22 protein-coding genes and 1 tRNA gene are annotated in these 20,669 nt (G+C 44.1%); 6 read left to right on the forward strand and 17 right to left on the reverse strand.

Translation table 11 applies throughout. The features are described 5' to 3' along the window. Nucleotides 1-43: 43 nt before the first annotated feature. Both LROSL1_RS07355 and LROSL1_RS07360 read right to left on the reverse strand, forming a co-directional pair. Nucleotides 44-328, reverse strand: coding sequence for a GIY-YIG nuclease family protein (locus tag LROSL1_RS07355; RefSeq protein WP_017261993.1), 285 nt, complete (start codon nucleotides 326-328; stop codon nucleotides 44-46). A gap of 2 nt (nucleotides 329-330) precedes the next feature. Continuing rightward, nucleotides 331-1,089: a tRNA1(Val) (adenine(37)-N6)-methyltransferase gene (locus LROSL1_RS07360; protein WP_178914210.1), complete on the reverse strand. Its 759-nt coding sequence runs from the start codon at nucleotides 1,087-1,089 to the stop codon at nucleotides 331-333. A gap of 287 nt (nucleotides 1,090-1,376) precedes the next feature. Between LROSL1_RS07360 and LROSL1_RS07365 the strand changes: the two genes are divergently transcribed. After that, nucleotides 1,377-2,111, forward strand: coding sequence for a lysophospholipid acyltransferase family protein (locus LROSL1_RS07365; protein ID WP_017261995.1), 735 nt, complete (start codon nucleotides 1,377-1,379; stop codon nucleotides 2,109-2,111). Between the two features lie 120 nt (nucleotides 2,112-2,231). Here LROSL1_RS07365 and LROSL1_RS07370 read toward each other — a convergent pair whose 3' ends face one another. The 4 genes from LROSL1_RS07370 to LROSL1_RS07385 form a co-directional block, all read right to left on the reverse strand. Further along, nucleotides 2,232-4,082, reverse strand: coding sequence for an ABC transporter ATP-binding protein (locus LROSL1_RS07370; protein WP_178914211.1), 1,851 nt, complete (start codon nucleotides 4,080-4,082; stop codon nucleotides 2,232-2,234). Then, nucleotides 4,082-5,833, reverse strand: a complete 1,752-nt coding sequence (locus tag LROSL1_RS07375) for an ABC transporter ATP-binding protein (protein ID WP_026017155.1) — start codon at nucleotides 5,831-5,833, stop codon at nucleotides 4,082-4,084. Before LROSL1_RS07375 ends, LROSL1_RS07370 begins: the two co-directional genes overlap by 1 nt. A gap of 96 nt (nucleotides 5,834-5,929) precedes the next feature. Further along, entirely contained in the window at nucleotides 5,930-6,154 is a 225-nt protein-coding gene (locus LROSL1_RS07380) for a YneF family protein (protein WP_017261998.1), read from the reverse strand. Between the two features lie 91 nt (nucleotides 6,155-6,245). After that, a complete protein-coding gene (locus tag LROSL1_RS07385; protein WP_017261999.1) occupies nucleotides 6,246-6,485 on the reverse strand; it encodes a DUF896 domain-containing protein in 240 nt (79 codons plus the stop codon). Between the two features lie 230 nt (nucleotides 6,486-6,715). Between LROSL1_RS07385 and lexA the strand changes: the two genes are divergently transcribed. Then, nucleotides 6,716-7,345 carry a transcriptional repressor LexA gene (lexA, locus tag LROSL1_RS07390; protein ID WP_017262000.1) on the forward strand — a complete coding sequence of 210 codons (630 nt, stop codon included), beginning with the start codon at nucleotides 6,716-6,718 and terminating at the stop codon, nucleotides 7,343-7,345. A 223-nt stretch (nucleotides 7,346-7,568) separates the two neighbouring features. Here the strand turns inward: lexA and LROSL1_RS07395 are convergent, their stop codons facing one another. Both LROSL1_RS07395 and LROSL1_RS07400 read right to left on the reverse strand, forming a co-directional pair. Beyond that, nucleotides 7,569-8,009 (reverse strand): nucleoside 2-deoxyribosyltransferase, encoded by a 441-nt coding sequence (locus LROSL1_RS07395; RefSeq protein ID WP_017262001.1) that lies wholly within the window; start codon nucleotides 8,007-8,009, stop codon nucleotides 7,569-7,571. 153 nt (nucleotides 8,010-8,162) lie between these two features. Next, the gene (locus LROSL1_RS07400; protein WP_017262002.1) at nucleotides 8,163-8,411 is read right to left on the reverse strand and encodes a hypothetical protein; all 249 of its coding nucleotides are present in this window, start codon (nucleotides 8,409-8,411) and stop codon (nucleotides 8,163-8,165) included. A 199-nt stretch (nucleotides 8,412-8,610) separates the two neighbouring features. Here LROSL1_RS07400 and LROSL1_RS07405 point away from each other — a divergent pair, with 199 nt between their 5' ends. Next, the gene (locus LROSL1_RS07405) at nucleotides 8,611-9,267 is read left to right on the forward strand and encodes a hypothetical protein (protein WP_178914212.1); all 657 of its coding nucleotides are present in this window, start codon (nucleotides 8,611-8,613) and stop codon (nucleotides 9,265-9,267) included. A gap of 216 nt (nucleotides 9,268-9,483) precedes the next feature. Here LROSL1_RS07405 and LROSL1_RS07410 read toward each other — a convergent pair whose 3' ends face one another. Both LROSL1_RS07410 and LROSL1_RS07415 read right to left on the reverse strand, forming a co-directional pair. Continuing rightward, nucleotides 9,484-10,644, reverse strand: coding sequence for a hydroxymethylglutaryl-CoA synthase (locus tag LROSL1_RS07410; protein WP_178914213.1), 1,161 nt, complete (start codon nucleotides 10,642-10,644; stop codon nucleotides 9,484-9,486). A 126-nt stretch (nucleotides 10,645-10,770) separates the two neighbouring features. Next, nucleotides 10,771-10,859, reverse strand: a tRNA-Ser gene (locus LROSL1_RS07415). 182 nt (nucleotides 10,860-11,041) lie between these two features. Between LROSL1_RS07415 and rpmF the strand changes: the two genes are divergently transcribed. Together rpmF and LROSL1_RS07425 are read left to right on the forward strand one after the other, a co-directional pair. Then, complete coding sequence (rpmF, locus tag LROSL1_RS07420; protein ID WP_017262005.1) at nucleotides 11,042-11,218, forward strand: 50S ribosomal protein L32; 177 nt, start codon at nucleotides 11,042-11,044, stop codon at nucleotides 11,216-11,218. After that, the gene (locus LROSL1_RS07425) at nucleotides 11,219-11,326 is read left to right on the forward strand and encodes a putative metal homeostasis protein (RefSeq protein WP_017262006.1); all 108 of its coding nucleotides are present in this window, start codon (nucleotides 11,219-11,221) and stop codon (nucleotides 11,324-11,326) included. 145 nt (nucleotides 11,327-11,471) lie between these two features. Here the strand turns inward: LROSL1_RS07425 and LROSL1_RS07430 are convergent, their stop codons facing one another. The 5 genes from LROSL1_RS07430 to rnz all read right to left on the reverse strand — a co-directional run bounded on the left by LROSL1_RS07430 (nucleotide 11,472) and on the right by rnz (nucleotide 16,694). After that, a complete protein-coding gene (locus LROSL1_RS07430; protein ID WP_017262007.1) occupies nucleotides 11,472-11,990 on the reverse strand; it encodes an adenine phosphoribosyltransferase in 519 nt (172 codons plus the stop codon). A 20-nt stretch (nucleotides 11,991-12,010) separates the two neighbouring features. Then, nucleotides 12,011-14,335 (reverse strand): single-stranded-DNA-specific exonuclease RecJ, encoded by a 2,325-nt coding sequence (gene recJ, locus LROSL1_RS07435; protein WP_178914214.1) that lies wholly within the window; start codon nucleotides 14,333-14,335, stop codon nucleotides 12,011-12,013. Between the two features lie 124 nt (nucleotides 14,336-14,459). Then, on the reverse strand, nucleotides 14,460-14,834 hold the full coding sequence (locus tag LROSL1_RS07440; protein ID WP_178914215.1) for a lipopolysaccharide assembly protein LapA domain-containing protein: 375 nt from the start codon (nucleotides 14,832-14,834) through the stop codon (nucleotides 14,460-14,462). Beyond that, complete coding sequence (locus LROSL1_RS07445) at nucleotides 14,831-15,727, reverse strand: SDR family NAD(P)-dependent oxidoreductase (RefSeq protein WP_178914216.1); 897 nt, start codon at nucleotides 15,725-15,727, stop codon at nucleotides 14,831-14,833. The genes LROSL1_RS07440 and LROSL1_RS07445 overlap by 4 nt, the downstream gene beginning before the upstream one ends. A gap of 37 nt (nucleotides 15,728-15,764) precedes the next feature. Continuing rightward, on the reverse strand, nucleotides 15,765-16,694 hold the full coding sequence (gene rnz, locus LROSL1_RS07450) for a ribonuclease Z (RefSeq protein ID WP_017262011.1): 930 nt from the start codon (nucleotides 16,692-16,694) through the stop codon (nucleotides 15,765-15,767). Between the two features lie 230 nt (nucleotides 16,695-16,924). Between rnz and LROSL1_RS07455 the strand changes: the two genes are divergently transcribed. Then, complete coding sequence (locus LROSL1_RS07455; RefSeq protein ID WP_178914217.1) at nucleotides 16,925-17,227, forward strand: hypothetical protein; 303 nt, start codon at nucleotides 16,925-16,927, stop codon at nucleotides 17,225-17,227. A gap of 31 nt (nucleotides 17,228-17,258) precedes the next feature. Here LROSL1_RS07455 and LROSL1_RS07460 read toward each other — a convergent pair whose 3' ends face one another. Next, nucleotides 17,259-19,184 carry an acyltransferase family protein gene (locus LROSL1_RS07460; protein ID WP_178914218.1) on the reverse strand — a complete coding sequence of 642 codons (1,926 nt, stop codon included), beginning with the start codon at nucleotides 19,182-19,184 and terminating at the stop codon, nucleotides 17,259-17,261. Between the two features lie 53 nt (nucleotides 19,185-19,237). Beyond that, nucleotides 19,238-20,557, reverse strand: a complete 1,320-nt coding sequence (gene obgE, locus LROSL1_RS07465; RefSeq protein WP_017262014.1) for a GTPase ObgE — start codon at nucleotides 20,555-20,557, stop codon at nucleotides 19,238-19,240. Nucleotides 20,558-20,669: the final 112 nt, after the last annotated feature.

The following is a 20,669-nucleotide window of genomic DNA, read 5'->3' on the forward strand; positions in this document are numbered from 1 at the left end:
ATCACTACAGCTAATGAAACGACTGGTCAATCGTCGTTAATTACTAATCATTACGTTCAAACGGGTTAGCATGATGATCCTGGAGAAAGGCAATTTTTTTGGCTCGCGGCTGATGCTTAAACGCATACTCAGCCTTTAGTGCGCTAGATTTATCCTCGAACGCCTGTGCGTAAATCATTTTTAATGGATGGCGAAACGCTGGTCGTGTGTACTTAGCTCCCTTGCCTGCCTGATGGGTTGCAAAGCGTCGGCCAACATCGTCTGTAAAACCGCCGTACAGTGTGTTGTCGGCACAAAGTAGCACATAAAAATAATAAGGCTTTGACACTGTTATTGCGCCTCGTTTCCGTAAAGCAATTCACGAACATGACCAACATAGTTACCTTCGTTGTCTGCAACAGTCAACGGTGGTAATACTTTTAAACCATTTATTTTGCCGTCTTTGATAGCGTCCACTAGGAACATATTGGCTTCGTGCCCCGGTTTTGGGTACACAAACTGCAACCGTTTGGGTGCCAAACGAGCCGCCTGCAGGAGCGTCATCATTTCCAAAAAACGATCTGGACGGAACACAAAATACGCGTGACCGGTCATCTTAAGCAACCCGGAGGCCGCGTTAATCACATCCGCTAACGTCGTCGTCAGTTCATGGCGTGCAATGGCGTAATGTTCATTGGGATTTTTTTGAGATGTTGGTGCATCGACAAAATAAGGTGGATTACACGTCACCACCGCAGCAGAATCTGGACGAATTACCGTCGTCACGTCGTTAAGATCCATTGTCAGCACTTCCGCCTGTGTTGCCAAACCATTAAGAATAATTGATCGCCGAGCCATGTCGGCCAGACGCGGTTGAATCTCAACCATTTTTATTTGCCCTTTTGTTTTGGGACTGAAAAACAAACCGACCGCCCCGTTACCGGCACATAAATCAACAGTTAATCCTCGCCTGGTTCTGTCGGGATTGGCAAAATCAGCTAATAGAACCGCATCTAGTGAAAATGAAAAAACGGTTTTGCTTTGAATAATTTTAATATCGGCACCGTATAACTGGTCAATTCGTTCATCTGGCAGTAAGTTAGGTTCCATTAATATGTTCACTTCTTTCACAGACTGTTTCAACCTTGCATTCTAGGGTCATCTTCGTCATACTCTTATCAGAATTATTATGGTCTAGCCTAGCAATTGCAAGTAGATTTCCAAATACCAATGGCGACCAGCTTTATCTATGTCAGTAATCAACGGGGTTGACGAATTTCAACTTATTTTTTAAACTAAGGCCAATGTTTCGACATTCGGGAAACGTCAATCATATTATATTATCAGCTTTTTAGGTTACCTATTTTTAAAAACATTTAAGACTTGGAGGCACCGCCTTGTTCTATTCATTTATTCGTGTTGTCGCCCGCATTATCCTGCTAATTGTCAACGGACGACCAAAAATTACACATAAAGACCGCTTGCCAGAAGGAACCTACATTCTTGTAGGGCCGCACCGAACGTGGTTTGATCCGATTTATTACGCTCTAGCCGCATCACCTCGAAAATTCTCGTTCATGACCAAAAAGGAGCTCTTCAAAAATCCAATCATCCGGTTTGTGCTCAACCATGCCAACGCCTATCCGGTAGACCGTGATCACCCAGGTCCTTCAGCAATCAAGACCCCCGTCAAGATTTTAAAGCAGGGTGAACTGTCAACAATCATTTTTCCTTCTGGCACTCGTCATTCCAGTGAAATGAAGGGCGGCGCCACAGTCATCGCTAAGCTTGCTGGTGTTCCCTTGGTTCCCACTGTTTATCAAGGACCATTGACCTTTATGGGATTGTTCAGTCGCAAGCGTGTCAAAGTCAGTTTCGGTGAACCAATTTATATCGACCGTAAATTCAAAACTGATGATGCCGGTCAACAACAAATTGATCAACAAATGCAAACCGCTTTTGATGCTCTAGATAAAGAAATTGATCCGTCCTTCCACTATGTGGATCCAAATCAAAAGCTCTATGAAGAATATCAACAAAAACAGGCTGCAGAGAAAACTGAAGAAAAAGTCGAAGCTGAACATTTGGCAGAGTTAACTAAGCCAGAAGTCCACAACAGTCGTAAATCATAATTAGCCAACCACAGCACAATTATTGTTATTAAAAAGGTGTACTGATAATTCCAGATTTGGAATCGTCAGTACACCCTTATTTTTATCATATCCAACAGACTGTCTCAGTCATAATTTCACTCAAGGCTGGGGTTCAGCGCTAGCATTGTTTTCCTCACTGTTAAGAAGTGCCTCACGTTGATCTGCGTCAACGGCTGTTTGCAACCGGTACATATCATAATAGCGCCCTCGCTTAGCCAGCAAATCAGCATGCGTGCCTCGCTCAACAATTCGACCCTGATCCAGCACCAATATCTGATCGGCATTTCTAATCGTTGACAGCCGGTGTGCAATTGCAATCGTGGTCCGCCCACTTTGCAATTTTTGAAGACCGTCCTGAATAAGTGCTTCAGTTTCTGTGTCGATGTCGGCCGTTGCCTCATCCAATATAAGCACCTTTGGATTATGTGCCACCGTGCGTGCAAATGACAACAGTTGTCGCTGACCACCGGAATAGCTGGCACCACGTTCAATGACACGAGCATGATATTTGTCAGGCAATTGATCAATAAAACGATCTGCTGACACAAAACGCGCAGCATCTTCAACTTGTTGATCACTGATATTGTCATCAAACATGCGGATGTTCGATGCAATGTCGCCGTAAAACATAAATGAGTCCTGAAGGACAAGCCCGAAACGTTGACGTAATTCGGCCATACTGTAATCGCGAATATCACGATCATCAATCAAGACTTGACCCGAACCAAACTCATAAAACCGCATCAAAACATTTATTGTTGAAGATTTACCAGAACCCGTGTGACCCACTAATGCAACCGTCTGTCCTGGTTCGACAGTAAAGGAAACGTCATGTAGCACATCATGTTCACCATCATAACTAAAGTTAACGTGTTTAAACTCGATTTTCCCTCGAGTAATTTTAGCGCCCTCGACCGGATGCTGTTGCGGAGCGAGTGTTTGATCATCCATCACCCGTAAAACACGTGAACCGGCAACAATACCGTCTTGAAAATCAGAAAGTGAATCCATCATGTTTGCCATCGGATTGTAAAAATTGCTGAGGTATTGGACAAACGCATAAATCGTACCTGCAAGAACAAAGTGATGAAATGCATCGATACCAAACATCCATAGCACAGCAACCTCGCCCAGAGCAAACAGCAAATCAATAATTGGACCCAGTAGCAATGAATTGGTGCGAATCATTGCCCGCCGTGTATCAAAATAGGCTTGGTTGGTTTGTTCAAATTCGCGATTCATTCGGTGTTCCTGACGAAATTCCTGAATCACCGCAATTCCGTTAATGGACTCCGCTAGTTTAGCGTTCAGTTCGCTCAGTCGTTCACGCATGGACCGGTAGACCCGACTGCTAAAATGCTGATAATACCAAATCGCAAAAATTAATATCGGTAAAAAGGCCAATACAACCAGTGAAACTTTAACGTTAGTTCGGTACATGGCGTAAAACGATGTAATCACTGAGAATAACGCCACAATAGCGGCAGCAAACAGTGCCCAGAATGTCTGAAATGACATCGTATCATTGGTTAATCGCGACAATATTGATCCGGCCGGCACTTGGTCAAAATAGCGCATCCCCAGTGTGTGAAGCTTGCGAAACATCTTAACACGAACATTTTCAAGCATCCGTTCGCCACCCATGGCATACAAGAATTCCTGTCCAAATTGGAAAATCGCCTTGATAATCGTGCCAAGGAAGTAAAATCCAGCAAAGAAGAGAACGACGCGCAAGCCTGAATTATGCACTCTTAAATATTGATCCATATACGTTGACATCAGTTTTGGTAACAATACATTAATTAAACTAACCAAAAAGGCAAAGACAATTGCCCAAATAAAATCCCATTTATATGGCGCCGCATAAGGTAACAACCGCTTAATAACTGTTGTCTGTTCTTTCATCGACATACTTCGAGCCCAGGCCGACTCATGATTATTTTGTGCCATTAGTCATTGCCACCTCCAATCGAATCTGACAATTGTTGCTGATCGTACATCCGTTTGTACCACCCATTTTGGGCCATCAGTTCAGCATGAGTGCCTCGTTCACTAATATGACCATCCGTCATCACTAGGATTTCATCAGCATTAACAACTGAACTTAAACGATGTGCGGCAATAATTGTCGTTTTGCCAGCGCGATTACTACCTAAACGTTCAAGAATCTGTGCCTCAGTTTTGGCATCAACCGCCGACAAGGCATCATCTAAAATTAATATTTCAGGATCGATTACTAACGCTCTGGCAATAGCCAATCGTTGTTTTTGACCACCGGAAAGTGATACCCCCTCTTCACCAACTTCCGTTTGATAACCGTCCGGCATATTATCGACCTCGGTATCAAACGCAGCGGTATAAGCGGCATCTTCAATAGCCTGATCACTTAAATCAGGATTTGCAAAAGCAATGTTCCCCTTTACGGACGTTGAAAACAAAAAACTATCCTGAGGCACGTAACCAATTGATCGAATATAAGCATCCAGCGTGTAATCGCGAATATCATGACCACCCATTTTGATTGCGCCTTGATAGTCATCAAATTGCCGTAGGAGCAACTTAATAATGGACGACTTGCCGGCCCCAACTCGGCCAACAATGCCCAGTGTGTGACCAGTAGACAATGAAAAATCAACGTCAGTTAGCCGTGGTTCCTTATCATCCGGATAATTAAATGCCTTGACGTCAAAATCGATAGTACCCGTTGCTGGCTGTTTAATCCCGTCCGTTTTTTCAACGATGCTAGACTTTTCATGCAGTAAAAAGTTAACCCGGTCGTAGGAAGCATTCCCACGTTCCATAGTGTTGAATAGTTGACCAATCGCAAACATTGGCCAAACTAACATCCCAACATAGGCAATAAATGTCACCAATTGTCCCAGCGAGATCACCCCACTTGTTACATATCGGCCGCCTAAGACAATTGTCGCCACGTATGACAAACCAATGATCACCGTGATCAACGGATCGAACATTGCATCCAAAAAGTTGGTATAACGGTTGATTTTGATGGTGTCCTGAACCTGCCCCTCAAAATCTGCCTCATCCTGTTTCTCTTGGCCTAACGTTTTAATAACCTTAATACCTTCAATACTCTCTTGTGCCTTGTTGTTTAAACGAGAAAAAGCGGCCTGTGACTCGCCAAAGGCTACGTGAATTTTCGTTCCCACATACCGAGCCACAATCGCAATCAACGGCAACGGCAGGACGGCTAAAATAGTGAGCCGCCAGTTAACCATGATCATCATGGCAATCAATGTGGTACCACCAGTGATAATGGAATCAGCAAACTGAAGGATCCCGCCACCAGCCACACGTTGAACAGCCGATAAATCATTGGTCGCATGGGCCATCAAATCTCCAGTTCGATACCGTTGATAAAAAGCGGTATCCATTTGCATAAAATGCCAGTATAGCCGTTCTCGTAGTGTTCGTTCGAGATTAGCTGCACCTCCCCAAATGGCCGTCCGCCATAAAAAGCGGGCTGCATATGCAAGCAAGGCCGTAACGGTCATGACGCCAAGTGCTAGACCAAGTTTTCCAGCAGTCAGCGTACGTTTATCCATTAGGTCAACCAACATACCAATAATTCTTGGCGGAATGATGCCCAGTAAGGCGGTTAGCAGTAAACCAATCACACCCCAAAAATATGTTCGTCGCTCAGCCTTAAAGTACCAAGCAAGTTTTCTAAAAATCGACACCAAGGTCACCAACTTTCCAATAACACAATTTAAAAAAGAATATAAAAAACGGGCAGGAGTAATCCAGCCCGTTTTAATCAATTACATTAATCAGAATTAGCTCTTTCGTGCTTGACTCTGCATGGTTGACAGCATTTGCTTCAACTTCTTTTCAGAAGGCTTTTGCCCCATTTGCAGCATCATCGTCCGTAGCATTTCTTCAGTAATCGGAGGATTATTCTTAAGGTAGTTTTGCATGTAGCGGCGCGCAAAGAAGAAGCCACCAACAACACCGGCGACTGCCGCTAAAATAACGATTAAAATCCACAACCCTGTTGACATCGAAATAACCTCCTTCCATAGATGAATTACATTAAATAATATTACACAACATCAACGCGCTTGAAAACCCTTTAATGTCAAAAAAGGCAAATTAATCGTCTCGCAAACCTTTTTTTCGTTGGACATCCTTCACTTTTTCTGGCGTAACTTCTTTACCATCCTTGTCGAACACCTGCATCATTTCAACTTGTGAGCGAAACGCCTTCCTAAAGTTAGCTAAAAAGGCCTCTCGCAGTTTCTTTTGTTCAGCTTTCTCCTCATCAGTTAGTCCCGTTGTCTTTTGTTTATGAGCAAGTTCATTAATCCGGGCACGTAATTTTTCTGATTCCATTAATTCTGCCCCTCCTTATCATTTATCCAAGGCTTCGACTGACCATTATACAAGAAGAAGTCGAAAAGTGGAAAAGATTTGCAGCAAAGCGAACATTTGTTTGACCAGGAGAGAAAAATGTGCTAAGTTTTAACTATCGAAATCGCGTAGCTCCGCTAACCGGACCCACCACGAACACGTTTTCACATTTGTTCGCGGCTGCGCAAAACTAAGACGAGGTGTTGACGAACATGTCAAGAAGTTCCGAAAGCAAACAAATTGCGGTACTCCGCTTTATCTATGAACGTGTTAATGAAAAAGGTTATCCGCCGACCGTTCGTGAAATTGGTGAGGCAGTTGATTTATCCTCTACTTCTACAGTTCATGGACACATTGATCGTTTGCAAAAAAAGGGATTGCTGGTTAAGGATCCCACTAAACCACGTGCCATTGAATTAACAGATGCTGGTTTGCAAACGCTTGGTGTGTCAACGACGCCAAATGAGATTCCGGTCTTAGGTGTTGTTGCTGCTGGTGAACCAATTCTAGCAGTCCAAGATGCTACCGACTACTTCCCGGTTCCACCGGAGCTAACCGAATATGATGGCGATCTCTTTATGCTTACCATTCGTGGGGACAGTATGATTAATATGGGGATTCTAACTGGTGATCGTGTCATTGTTCGACGTCAACAAAACGCCGACAATGGTGATATTGTCATTGCAATGACCGATGAAAATGAAGCAACCTGCAAGCGTTTCTTTAAAGAGTCTGATCACTATCGACTCCAACCTGAGAACGATAACATGGCCCCCATTATTTTAAATAATGTCACTATTTTAGGTAAAGTTGTTGGCCTCTATCGTGATTCGGTTTATTAATTCCAAAATTGTAGCAGTAAAAAAACTGAGGTTTAACCACAAGTAAGTGGTTAAACCTCAGTTTTTTGTCTGACTTCTTACATAGGCCGCGTCTCATCATACATGACATGCAATAATTTGTTCACGGCTTAAATCTGCACAAATCAACCTGTTTTCACTGTTTGCTGTACCTTAATTAAAAAAATCGCCATTACCACAGCAAGTGCTTCCTAGACAGACACTTCTACTGAACTTCACCAACGTAACGTTGCTCTGGCAATTGATCAAAGTTAAGCGCCGTCAATTCTTCAGCATGCTCAACATATGTTTTTGCGCCTTGAGCTAACATCAAATTAACTAGGCCCGTTTTTTCATGAACTAGTACTACTGTCTTACCTTTGGCCACGGCATAACCAATTTCAAAGGCCGTCCCACTGTCAACGGAATCCTCTGTAAAGTCACTAACAGCGACAACAATGTCAGCATCGTTTAGATGATCCAAATCGTGCTTGTATGCTGTCGACTGCCATTCTGGGCTGCCGAACGTTAATTCAGGGAATTGAGACTTTCGTGGACTAAACACATCACCAACGGTTTTATTGTCCGCTAGAGCCTGTTCTACACGTTTGACACGATCAATTTGGTCATCGTCAAAAAAAGGGCTGGCTAAATAAATAGATTTCACAGGATGATTCCTCCTCGAATTGATGCACTAATTATACGACAAAAATGAACAATCATACAATTAAAATTCGATTATGTTCACAAATGGAACTTTATATATGCTCAAATCTTTATTAATTCGATACTTGTTGTCAAAAATATGAACAATGGTCTTTTATCCACGCGACGTTCTCTCGGATCGCGGATTAATTTTGATCATCCTTAACGGACGCACTTGATCCGTTCTTAATGTCACCTGTCCATCTAACACATCTACCATATACCGATCAATCGGATCAAAATTAATAATTTGTACAATAACGTGATGTGCTAAGTGTTCAAGCACCTTACCCAAAAAGGGCTTTTGTAAATCATCGCATTTTGAACACCGAACTATACTACCTTGGCCTAGAGTTGCTGTCATAATAGGTCCTCCTTGAAATCATTCACTTCTTCTCTGTGTTTCGATTATGGATAGTGTAACGCACGTTTTCTCCAATTTCAATAATATTATTTATGATTATCATACGAATTTTATTATGGATAATTGATATCGCTTTTTCATTCATCAGTTGCAATGGTAGAATAGAAACCATCACGATAGAGAAAAAGAGGTTATCTTCATGATTTTTTTAGCCATTTTCGGTGGAATTGCATTAATTCTGGCCATTTTTTACTTACTTAATTCGATTCAAAACTATGGTACCTGGAAGTTTGCGGCAGCACTCGTCGTCATCTTCACTTTGATCACGGGATTTGGAATTGTTAAACTGCCCGTCTGGCACCATCAGAGCCAAACAACGGCTGACCAATCTTCATCCCAAACTGCTAGTCGGCAGTCATCTCAAACATCAGTGGCCGCTCAATCGTCGTTGGCAAAAGCTGCGTCTACCTTTAACCCGACTGGCGGTGTTATCAATGGTCAGACAGCTAAACAAAAAAGTGCCGCTAAATCTTCAGCCGAAGATCAAATGACGACACAACTTAACTCGGCCTTTTCAACGCTTGGTAAAGTCACCTTTGACCGTGCCAAAAAAACTTACACAATTACACCAGAGAACGAAAATACAGTCAAAGCGCTGGAAGCACTTGAAAAACAACCGTCCGAAGCTGATCAGGCTCATTGGCCAACTTTAGTTAAGAATCTGGCCACTTCTTCTGCAAACGTTAGTAAGGCGCTTAAAGACGATTACACACTGACTTTAGTCAGCCCAGATCAATCTGGAAAGGTCTTATTCAGTGCAACAAATGGGAAAGCCACTACTAATTTTGCACAATAATCATCCTATGAACTAGCTATTGCCATTCTTCCTAAAGAATCAGATATCATGACTGCCTGTGGGCGGTCTTTTTTCGTTTGCAAACAAAAAAGCCCTCGAATTAACGAGAGCTTTAGACTTTATCGGTCACAAAATCGTATAGTCGTATCCATTGCGATTGACGCAGTGGCACTAATCTGAGTTACGACTGTAGTTATTGACGGAATTTCTCGTCAACTAATGTGCTTGGTACTGACGCTGTTCATTATCAATGCCGGCAAGCACAAAACGCGCGGGATCGGCCGCAATGTTCGTTTTTTTGGTACTGCCGTTAGTTGGTAATTGATCATTAAATAATTGTTCATATTCGGCCACAGATACCCGTTGACGCGCATTGAGTAATGATTCAATTTTGGCCCGATTAAACCCGTTCCGATAGTTCGGCTGTACCGTTGCTGTGTAAAATTCACCTTCTGCACCAGAGCCATAGCTAAACAGGCCCAGCTGAGCATTAGCTGACAATGTACCGTTTGCTAATAATGACAACAAGCTCAAATATAATGAGCCCGTGTAGAGGTTGCCAACATGCCGGTTCCACAATCTGGCAGATTCAAAGTTCTCGGTCAACCGAGATGCTACTGTTTCATCCGTGGGCAATATGGTTCGCAGTGCTTTTAACCCCATTTTAGAAAATGGTAAGTGAAACAGCATTGCGTCAAAATCTGTTACATCGGCATCATATGTCTTTTTGAATCGAGTCCAAACATTTGTAAAAAAGTCGACGTAAATGTTGGCGGAAAAGTGACCATCCACACGCGCTTCCGTTGCATAAACTGGCCGCCAAAAGTCCATCACGTCTTGCGTTAAATACGTACTTTGGTCGCTGATTGCTAATATTTGTGGGTCCGCGCTTACAACCATGGCGACAGCGCCCGCGCCTTGGGTGATTTCTCCGGGTGTATGTAAGCCATAACGGGCGATATCACTTGCCAAAACTAGTGCTTTACGTTGCGGATGTGCAGCAACGTAGTCTTTTGCTAATTGCAAAGCCGCCGTTGCGGAGTAACAAGCCTGTTTGACCTCAATGGCTCGTGTATGTTCCGTTAGTCCGAGCAAACGTTGGACATAAACGGCACCAGACTTAGAGTTATCAATTCCAGATTCAGTTGCAAATAAAATCAGATCAATCGCCTGCTTGTCCGATTCGTCGATAATTTGATTTGCTGCGTTGGCTGCCATAGTAACCACGTCTTGCGTTGGCGGAACGACAGCCATTTCTGATTGACCAATGCCGATATGATACTTATCAGGGTCATCCCCGCGTGCATGAGCTAAATCCGTCATATCCAACACCAAATGAGGTGTATAGAACCCCATTTTATCGATACCAATGTTCATCCTAGCAAGCTCCCTTTTAACAGATCAATTTTAGTTGTTTCCAAAAACGCCCAGGCATTAATTTAATTTAGAAAAAACACCACTCATCAAACGTCAATGGGTGGTGTTTTCCTGCCAAGGGTATAAAGGAGAGTACAGGATTTGAACCTGCGCGCCCGCTATAAACGGGTTCGACGGATTTCGAGTCCGTTGCATTACCACTCTGCCAACTCTCCAAGAGGTACTCAAATAGTATAGCATAAAAACGCCCCTACACAACGGTAGAGCTCATTTTTATCAATTGAAATAAGCACTTTTTAACTCAGTCTAAACAAAGTAGTTGACGAAGTTAATGTTTAGTTTATACTGTAAAAAGTAACAATTACCATTTACAATATAAACGAAAGAAGGCTTGATTATGGCCACTCCAGCACGTAAAACATCCAAAACTCGGCGTAACCAACGCCGTGCGGCGCATAAGATCACAGCACCAGCGATCCACTTTGACGCACAAACTGGTGAATACGTGATGAGTCATCACGTTTCTCCCAATGGCTTTTACAATGGCAAACAAATTATAAAAGAGGCAAACTAAATGAAAATAGATCAAAGCACAGCGACGCGAAACCTAAGAAGTCCCAACATCAAGACTCGTAAGAAGGCCCTACAAATCCTTCATAGTCTGAAGAAGAATCATAAGTAATTGATAACGCCGTAAATGAGCAGCAATGTTCATTTACGGCGTTTTTTATACGATGAATTTGCAATATTAAAACAATTGATTACGCTGTCCTGACAATCTCAGAGACTAAAAAGGCGTGACGCGAAACTACGCCACACCAAACGATTTAATAGTCCATTAAGACTAATGTATCGTAATCTTTTAGTTTGTCTAACCCATGCAAATCCTTCAATTGAAGTAAGAATGCACAACCAACAACAACGCCACCAAGCTGTTCAACAAGCTTGATGGTTGCTTCAATCGTACCACCAGTTGCCAGAATATCATCCGTAACTAATACCCGTTGGCCTGGCTTAATCGCATCTTCATGCATGTATAACGAAGCAGTGCCATATTCCAAAGCATAGTCCGCTTTGATTGTTTTACGTGGCAACTTGCCCTTCTTGCGTGCTGGCGCAAAGCCAATGCCTAATTCATAAGCCACTGGACAGCCAACGATAAAACCACGAGATTCTGGACCAACGACCATATCAACCTGCTTGTCACGCGCATAATTGACGATGGTATCGGTCGCTTGGTGATATGCAGCGCCGTCACCCATCAACGGTGAGATGTCACGAAACATGATGCCCTTTTCGGGATAATCTGGCACCGTTGCAATGTATTTTGTTAAGTCTAAAGCCAATTTTTACAGCTCCTTTAAGCTTAGCTCATGGCGCCCATCAACCAAGCTTTCAGTTGAGGTGCCTTGGAATAAAGTAATTTTTCTTCAGTATCGATACGTGTCAAACGTTGTCGGTAAGCCGCTGCATCAGTAAGATTTACGTGCGGTGGTTCACTCACCCCATTCATAACGCCAGAGTCTATTTTAACAAATCCCACCTCAAAAAACAGCTGTATCATAAAAATCAATTTGGCGTCATCAATTTGGAGATACTTTGCCAACGTTGGCAACTGATGAGCAATATCAACATTCTGATGACTAGCAACGAACTTAAACAGTTTGCCATACTCTGCACGACTTGGCATACCATCTAAATAGGCTGAATCGTGTTCATAAAAGTAGGCTGTTAATTCATCCGTTTTGATTTGACTCAGCACTTGCTTTAAATCATCCAGATCATCCGGACAATCGACAATAATCAAATGATCACAGCTTGACGGCAGTTCATCACGACCAACACACAAAGACTGCGCCCCTTCTGGCAAATAACTTTGTAATTGATCAACCAACTTCTTGTGGAAAAATAAATAGGTGTCAGGTTGTTCAAACAATGACTTGGCCAGATGATTCGTTCGACTATCTACAATCGTAATACCAGTCACCGAAAAGTCTTTTACCATTACCTGATAAGTTGTCTTCCCCTGCCATGTATTGGCCGACAATGTACCAACAACACTCACATTTTCAGGGTTAGCAGTGACCTGTTCACTCTGATGACCGCGCCCAAAAGCGATAGCCGCGACTTGATGCCCCGCTTCATCTGACATCTGAAATTTGAGATGGTTCTTAGCCGCACCCATAGTGCGCACATTGTCTACTAAAGTTGGTTTAAACGCGAATACCGGCTGTGGATTATCCGTTCCAAACGGACCGAGTTCTTGAACTGCACCGTAATCAGCCGCATTAACGTCTGCGAGTGGGATCAGCCCAGCAACAGGCAACTCAGGTTTAGCTGTCAAATCAACCGATTGATCGACACAGGCTTGTTCCAGCGCAGTGGCTAAAGTATCAAGCTGGTCTATCGGACAGGTCAAGCCGCACGCCATCGCATGACCACCAAACGCTATCATTTGGTCACGAACAGGATTGATAGCGTTAAACAAATCATAACCTGCAATCGAGCGACCGGAGCCCTTTAACGTCCCTTTTTCTGAATCTTCGCTCATGACTAGGGTTGGTTTGTGCGTGGCCTCAACGATTTTGCTAGCCACAATTCCCAGTACGCCTTCATGCCACCCCTTGCCATGAATAATGAGCGTTTTGCGGGCCTGATTGTCCGGTGTCTGCGCCTGTGCCAAGGCATCACCGCTGATATCCTTAACCAGCTGTTGTCGCTTCTCATTTTGGGCATTAATTTCCGAAGCCAACTCTTCAGCACGCGCATCATCAAACGTAGTTAGCAACTCGACCGCTGGATTGGCATCCCCAAGTCTGCCCAACGCGTTTAAACGCGGCGCAATGCCAAAACCAACGTGCTCTTCATTGATGGTCTGTCCGTCAATACCCGCAGCCTTCATCAATGCAATCAGTCCTGGCCGCTGCGTATTAGCAATTACCTGCAGTCCAAATTTAACGAGCGCATGATTTTCGTCATTTAGTGGCACTAAGTCCGCAATTTCGCCAATAGCAACCAAGTCTAACTCATCGCTTAACTCATCGGCAGTCGCATCTAAGAGCACTTGGGCCACTTTAAAGGCCACCCCAACACCAGATAATCCGCCAAATGGATAATGTCCTTGTGGATGGCGAGGGTGAATAATGGCAGCAGCATTGGGTAATTGCTCTGGTAGCTCATGATGATCAGTAACGACGACATCAACTCCACGTTTGGCAGCGGCTTCGATTGCCTCATTACCAGCTACCCCATTATCCACTGTGACAAACAGCTGCGTACCAGCATCAATTAGTCGATTAAAAGCTGCTACGTTGGGCCCGTATCCATCCGTGAAACGGTTAGGAATGTATGTGTTCACGTTAGCTCCAAGCTGATCTAAAGCCTCATACATTAACGATGTACTGGTCAAACCGTCAGCGTCGTAATCGCCATATACCGTAATCTGATCACCGGCCTCAACAGCTGACTGAATCCGGGCAACGCCTTTTTCGATATCAAACATTTGGTGTGGATCATGCAGTACATCAATAGTTGGTTTCAGCCACTCGTTGACCTTATCAACAGTGTCTAACCTTCGTGCTAATAACAATCGTGCCATAAAGGGTGAAACATCAAGGTCGTGAGCAAATGTCACGACCTTTTCGCCTGCAACCTGTGGCGCCTGTTGCCAATCGTACTTGGACTCTAGCACAGTCTTTCCTCCTCACCTACGTCTAAATAAATCCACAACTGGAAAGGCGTTTGTTCCCTACATTCAGAAAACAAACACCTCTCCTTAATCACAATAACGATGTTTTCATCTCGCATTACAGAAACTAATTCGCATTGTTTTGTTGACTAAGTTTCTGCTGTAACTGCTCAATGGTCTTGTCTCGATCATCTAAAAGGCCATTAAGCTGTTTATTTTTACTCGTTAATTCTTCATTTCGCTTCTTTAATTGATCATTTTCCGCAGTTGCTTCGCTGTCAGCGCGTTTGCCATTTCGTTTGTCACTGGCATGTGTTCCGGCCGTCACTAACAGTGCAATAATGGCACCAAGCAAAAGTGACACAATGAGAATCAAGATCATCGGCCACTTAACCGTCGCTACACCAAAATGAATGGGTACACTATTTCCGTTCATGACAGCAAAAATTGCGACAAGTAGCACTAGAATCAATCCTGCAATTAAACGCCATTGATTTTTCATTCTGGTGCCTCCGTCGGATCAGTGTCAGTTGAAGGTTCGTCATTTTCAGCACTCAGTTGCATGCGCTTAGGTGCGTGCGGTTTAAATAGCTGTTCGATAACAAAATCACCAACCGTTGGGAACAAATGATAGGCCACTGAGGCTGCGACAAAATAACGTGGTACAGTAATTTCGCGCACATGATAACCAATGGTATCAACCAGTCGTTCAGCTACCAGTTGAGGCGTCACAGTGAAGTTGGCAACTTTTGACAAGTAGTCGCCGTCTTGATCTGCGATATTGAAGAAGTTGGTCGCAACAGGACCTGGATTGACGGTTGTCACCTGAATGCCAAACGGCCGTAACTCTTGCCGTAACACATCACTGTAACCGACAACGGCCGTTTTTGTCGCTGTGTAAACTGCAGCCTTCGGCGTCGGAATCTTTGCAGCCACGGAAGCAATGTTAATGATTGCCCCATAATGTTTATCGATCATGTCGCTGGCTAGCTGACGCGTAATGTAGATCAAGCCAAGCACGTTGACCCGAAACATCCGGTCTGTTACCTCAGGATCGGTATCAACTGCTGGTTCCATGTCGCCAAAACCGGCAGCATTAATGACAACATCTACTGCACCCACTTCATGGCGGACCTGACTCAAAGTTTTGTCGATAGCCGCTGGATTAGCGACATCCAGCGCAAACGCAAAGGCTGGCCGGCCAGAATACAACATGCACTGTTGAGCAACCTGATTTAACTTCAACTCATTACGGGCAACCAAAACCACGATTGCCCCGCGACGAGCAACTTCAAAGGCGGCCGCTTGCCCAATTCCGGAAGATGCGCCAGTAATTAAAACAATCCGATTCTTCAAATCACGCAGTTCTTTTAATCGACTTGATAAGTTCATCATTAGCACTCACCTCAACTGCCGTAACTATTTGTACGGTTTATTTTTTAAAAGGGATATCAATGACGTCAAAGTCCCGAACAACCTTTGAATTGGCAAACGTTGCGCGAGCCTGACGCTCTAATTCTTTAGCACCACGTCCATTATAACGCGCCGAAATGTGATTCATCAGTAATCGGCCTACGTGGGCGTCATGGGCTACCTGAGCAGCCTGTTCGCTAGTTGAATGATAATAGTTACGCGCCAGTTTACTTTCGTTTGCCGCAAACGTACTTTCATGAACCAGTACATCCGCATCCTGCGCTAATTCTGTCGCTCGCCGTGTCTTACGTGTATCACCCAAAATTGTCACAATTCGGCCCTTTTGAGAGGGGCCGATGAAGTCCTTACCATTAAGTGTTCGCCCATCTGGCAAAGAAACGGTTTTACCAGCCTTCAACTGACCATATACCGGTCCGGATGGCACTTTGGCCGCGGCTAGTTTGTCCACGAGCAATTCACCTTGGTGATCTTTTTCAACAATTCGGTAGCCAAAACTCACAATTTTGTGATCTAACCGTTTGCATGAAACTGTGAAGGTTGCGTCATCAAAAATAACACCATCCCCACTGAGCTCCACAAACTTCAAAGGATACGTCAACGCAGACTCGGACAACCGCAAACTTGTCTGAACATATTCCTTAATCCCTCTAGGTCCGTAAATCGTCAATGGCTCATTGCCACCCTGAAACGAACGTGAACTCAGCAAACCCGGCAACCCAAATAAGTGGTCACCATGTAGATGCGTAATAAAAATCTTTTCAATTTTGCGTGGCTTCAACGTTGTATTTAAAATTTGATGTTGGGTGCCTTCACCACAATCAAATAACCAAACTGCATTACGCTCATCCAACAAACGGAGTGCAAGACTCGACACATTGCGCGCTTTAGCCGGTGAACCGGCACCAGTACCTAAAAATTCAATCTCCATAACTATTCTTCTACCTAATCCCTATATAAAAGTATTTACTATATTATTAATGAGTTCACACATCTTTATGAGTTCCTAAATAAGAACGATGACACAGTAGTCAACATTCAGTTCGCATTCAATTCTACTGAATTTGAAGCCAAAAAACAATCGTCACCAACCGCCACTATGGTAAGCTGAACTGTAATAAAATGACTGTTAATAAATAGTCAGAAAGGACCACCAAACCGATGCGCTTAGTCGATTTTAAATTTTCCACCGCCGATTACGACATGCAGCGACCCTTATTTGTTGCTGTTGATGGCAATCCACAACCAGTAGTAAGCTTAACCAAATCTCCGACAGATCATCGCTTAATACTGGACTTAGACTTAACCCATGCTGGTCGACCACTAACGCTAGATGCATTCGTGACTAGAACGCAAAAGCTCCCGGGCAGTTGGCGAATTGCGGCTCAAGCCGCAATTGCGTCACCGACAACCCGTGAGCTATTTGGTTATCGTCTGATTGACGAAAAAATTATGTTTATGTGACACTAGTTTGGTTCAACGATTATGTTGAGCCCTATTTTTTTGGTGAAATACTTTTTTGAACGACCGTATTTGTCACCAATCGTGTATAGGCAATACTACCTTGTGGGTTGGGATGGACATGGTCCGGGCCAAACCAACTTGGTTGATCATGACTAGCACCATACCAATCAACAAGATAAACCTGCTTAGACCGTTTGGCATTTATCGCAATTAAATCGTTAACCTGATTTTGCCATGTTTTCGTCGGTACCATTGTATTGACCCAAAAGACTTTCCGTTTTGGGCCTACCGCTTTCAACACATCGTCAATTTGTGTTTGTGTTAATGGCGAATTTGTTCCCAGATTGATTAAAACCGTCGACGCCAGTAAATGGCGTTTTTTTAGTGATTGAATCACTGACGGCGCTTCCCAAACCTGACGGCCAACCTTAGCGTCTACATAGGCGTGCCCAAACACTTGTTGCAAGCTGTCCGCATTATCCACCAGCACCGAGTCACCCACCGCCGTTAGCGATATGTGCTGTGCCGACAGCATTGTCGCTGGCTGAAGGTCAAAGGCCTTGGCGAGCTTCTTTTGCTGAGCAGACAATTGCTTATTGGCCTTTTGGTTCGTTTGGGCTGTAGCTTTCTCAGAAGCATCAAATGCACCCTTTTGAGCGGCCACTTCACGATTCTTTTTAGCCGTCTGTTTCCCGGCCGCTTTGATGTGTTTAGTTACAGCATCGACGGGGGGCTTCTTGCGAGGTGTTGCTTGAGCATACCCAACCATAGTTATCAGTGATGCGAGAACAAGCACCGCGCTCGTAATCACTTCGCGCGGATACTGCCGCCAAGTCTTTGGTGCTTTGACCATCGCCCACCAAGATGTAAAACGTCCATGAGCAATTGGTTGTTCAATAAATCGATAGGATAACTCGGCTAACAGTAGGATCAATACCAATTCCGCCAACGCATTAAGCACAGTATGTTGAGCAATGTTGACGACCCGTTGCTCATAAAAAATCATGACCGGAAACTGATACAGGTAAATGCCGTAACTGCGTTTGCCAACCCAGTTGAATACAGGATTGGTCAACCATTTATTCCAACTGGCCCCAGGATGAACAATAACGGCTATCATCGCAGTCGCAAAAATGGAAAACAAGAACATCCCACCACGATACGTGAAAGATGATGTTCCTGTCATCACCCAGTACAGAATAAACATGACTAACAGGCTAATACCACCGACCCAATTTAACAATCGCTGACCAGCAGCGTGTAGATTTGCATTTAGATGATTAGCTGGCCAAACTGCCGCCAACGCTGCCCCCATCAAGATTGAAAAGGCCCGCGTGTCCGTGCCATAGTATACCCGGTTGACCTGATTAGCGTCTTTAAAAAGGACTGCCATTAAAAGTGCCGATATGACAGCCCCAACCATCAGTGCACCGGCCACCCGTGACCGGCGTTTGAACAGTTTCACAAGTCCCCAAATAATAAAGGGCCAGAAAAGATAAAACTGACCTTCAATAGACAACGTCCACAAATGGGTGAAAGGCGACTCACCGTTGAAACGATCGAAGTATGACTGACCATGATTGATTTCGAACCAGTTATAAACGTACAGCAAGTTGGTGACAATGGTTCCCCGCAAACCAACCAATAGATTACGGGCAAACAACGTGATGTACGTGCTGGTTAAGGCCAACATCGCTACCAAGGCCGGATACAATCGTTGAATCCGCCGTTTGTAAAAATGGTTAACCGCTAGCGAAGTTCCTTTATTAATTAAGTTCAAAAAACTATCAGTTACCAGGTAACCTGTTAACCCAAAGAAAATGGGCACACCCAGAAAACCACCTGGAAGTGCCGCTGGTAACAAGTGATAAGCGATCACACCTAATACTGCAAGTGTCCGCAAACCATCTATACCTGTTATGTAACGCCGATGACTCGACGTTTTTGCTGTTTGCATCTGTTAAACCCCTACCCGTTTTCACGAACAAATGACCGTATTACTAGATTCAGCTACTCAACAAAATCGAAAGTGAAGTCCAAAATTTGGACCGTATCGCCATCCTGTGCACCCGCTTCTCGCAACGCGTCATCCACGCCCATTGTCCGCAGTTGACGGGCAAAACGGACCATACTTTGTTCATGTTGTGTATTCGTCATCTTAAATAAGCGTTCAATCTTGTCACCGGTCAATAACCAGATGCCGTCATCCGTGTGCTGAACTTCAAACGCAGGCTTTTCGTCATCTTGATATTGATACATAACACCAAGATCTTCATCCGCTTGCGGAACAAATGCCGGTGTTTGGTCAAGTAGCGTCGCCGTGGCTTGAATTAATGGTTTTAACCCTTCGTGAGAAACGGAAGAAATCGCCATTACAGTTGGCTTCGTTGACAATGAGTCATCTTCGGCCAAAGCAGTTTTAAAGGCTTCAAAACGTTCTGCCGCCCCTGGAAGATCCATCTTAGTAGCGACCACAATCTGAGGCCGATCTAACAGGCTGGCATCATAATTGCCCAATTCCTTGTTAATCGCATGAAAGGCATCAATCGGGGCCATCGCATTTTCTTCATCAAGGAAATCATCGCCAGCCATTGCCACTAAATGTAATAAGACACGCGTCCGTTCCACATGTCGGAGAAATTGAAAACCGAGGCCAACACCATCGCTCGCACCTTCAATCAGACCCGGTAAATCAGCCATAACAAAGTCCCGACCATCATCCAAACGGACCATCCCAATATTAGGATCGATCGTTGTGAAATGATAAGCGGCAATTTTAGGCTTTGCATTTGTAATAACAGACATCAATGTCGATTTCCCGACAGATGGAAAACCAACTAAGCCAACATCGGCCAATAATTGCAATTCCAAACCAATACGTAGTTCCTGACCTGGTTCACCATTTTCAGCGATTTCTGGGGCAGGATTTTTGGGTGTAGCAAACTTCATGTTGCCACGACCGCCACGGCCACCCTTGGCAATGACAAGTTCTTGACCTGGTTCAGTTAAATCACCCAGCACTTCGTCTGTGTCGAGGTTTCGCACGATGGTTCCACCTGGCACCTTAACGTACAAATCAGCTGCTGATCGACCTGTCATTCCCTTGGTCATCCCGTTGCCACCGTGTTTAGCCTTATAGTGTCGGTTATACCGAAAGTCCATTAATGTCCGTAAGCCTTCGTCAACGACCATGATGACACTACCACCATGTCCGCCATCGCCACCGAAAGGACCACCGTTAGCGACAAATTTTTCACGTCTAAATGAAACGATCCCGTTACCACCGTTTCCTGCTTTTACTTCAATTGTTGCTTTATCGACAAATGCCATTTGTGTTTCTCCATAATTTCTTGGTTTCTATATCAATGTGGCGACCAGTTATGCATCCCACAATCGTCTATCTTCGAACAATTCGCTCATCCCATTGTACAGTGCAATACAC

Source organism: Furfurilactobacillus rossiae, assembly GCF_013394005.1.
Lineage (GTDB): Bacteria > Bacillota > Bacilli > Lactobacillales > Lactobacillaceae > Furfurilactobacillus > Furfurilactobacillus rossiae.

Excerpts from the sequence above, each read along its gene's own strand:
- LROSL1_RS07360 (WP_178914210.1), bottom strand. The coding sequence starts at position 1,089 with ATGGAACCTAACTTACTGCCAGATGAACGAATTGACCAGTTATACGGT.
- LROSL1_RS07370 (WP_178914211.1), bottom strand. The coding sequence starts at position 4,082 with ATGGCACAAAATAATCATGAGTCGGCCTGGGCTCGAAGTATGTCGATG.
- LROSL1_RS07380 (WP_017261998.1), bottom strand. The coding sequence starts at position 6,154 with ATGTCAACAGGGTTGTGGATTTTAATCGTTATTTTAGCGGCAGTCGCC.
- LROSL1_RS07385 (WP_017261999.1), bottom strand. The coding sequence starts at position 6,485 with ATGGAATCAGAAAAATTACGTGCCCGGATTAATGAACTTGCTCATAAA.
- lexA (WP_017262000.1), top strand. The coding sequence starts at position 6,716 with ATGTCAAGAAGTTCCGAAAGCAAACAAATTGCGGTACTCCGCTTTATC.
- LROSL1_RS07400 (WP_017262002.1), bottom strand. The coding sequence starts at position 8,411 with ATGACAGCAACTCTAGGCCAAGGTAGTATAGTTCGGTGTTCAAAATGC.
- LROSL1_RS07405 (WP_178914212.1), top strand. The coding sequence starts at position 8,611 with ATGATTTTTTTAGCCATTTTCGGTGGAATTGCATTAATTCTGGCCATT.
- LROSL1_RS07410 (WP_178914213.1), bottom strand. The coding sequence starts at position 10,644 with ATGAACATTGGTATCGATAAAATGGGGTTCTATACACCTCATTTGGTG.
- rpmF (WP_017262005.1), top strand. The coding sequence starts at position 11,042 with ATGGCCACTCCAGCACGTAAAACATCCAAAACTCGGCGTAACCAACGC.
- LROSL1_RS07425 (WP_017262006.1), top strand. The coding sequence starts at position 11,219 with ATGAAAATAGATCAAAGCACAGCGACGCGAAACCTAAGAAGTCCCAAC.
- LROSL1_RS07440 (WP_178914215.1), bottom strand. The coding sequence starts at position 14,834 with ATGAAAAATCAATGGCGTTTAATTGCAGGATTGATTCTAGTGCTACTT.
- LROSL1_RS07445 (WP_178914216.1), bottom strand. The coding sequence starts at position 15,727 with ATGATGAACTTATCAAGTCGATTAAAAGAACTGCGTGATTTGAAGAAT.
- rnz (WP_017262011.1), bottom strand. The coding sequence starts at position 16,694 with ATGGAGATTGAATTTTTAGGTACTGGTGCCGGTTCACCGGCTAAAGCG.
- LROSL1_RS07455 (WP_178914217.1), top strand. The coding sequence starts at position 16,925 with ATGCGCTTAGTCGATTTTAAATTTTCCACCGCCGATTACGACATGCAG.
- LROSL1_RS07460 (WP_178914218.1), bottom strand. The coding sequence starts at position 19,184 with ATGCAAACAGCAAAAACGTCGAGTCATCGGCGTTACATAACAGGTATA.
- obgE (WP_017262014.1), bottom strand. The coding sequence starts at position 20,557 with ATGGCATTTGTCGATAAAGCAACAATTGAAGTAAAAGCAGGAAACGGT.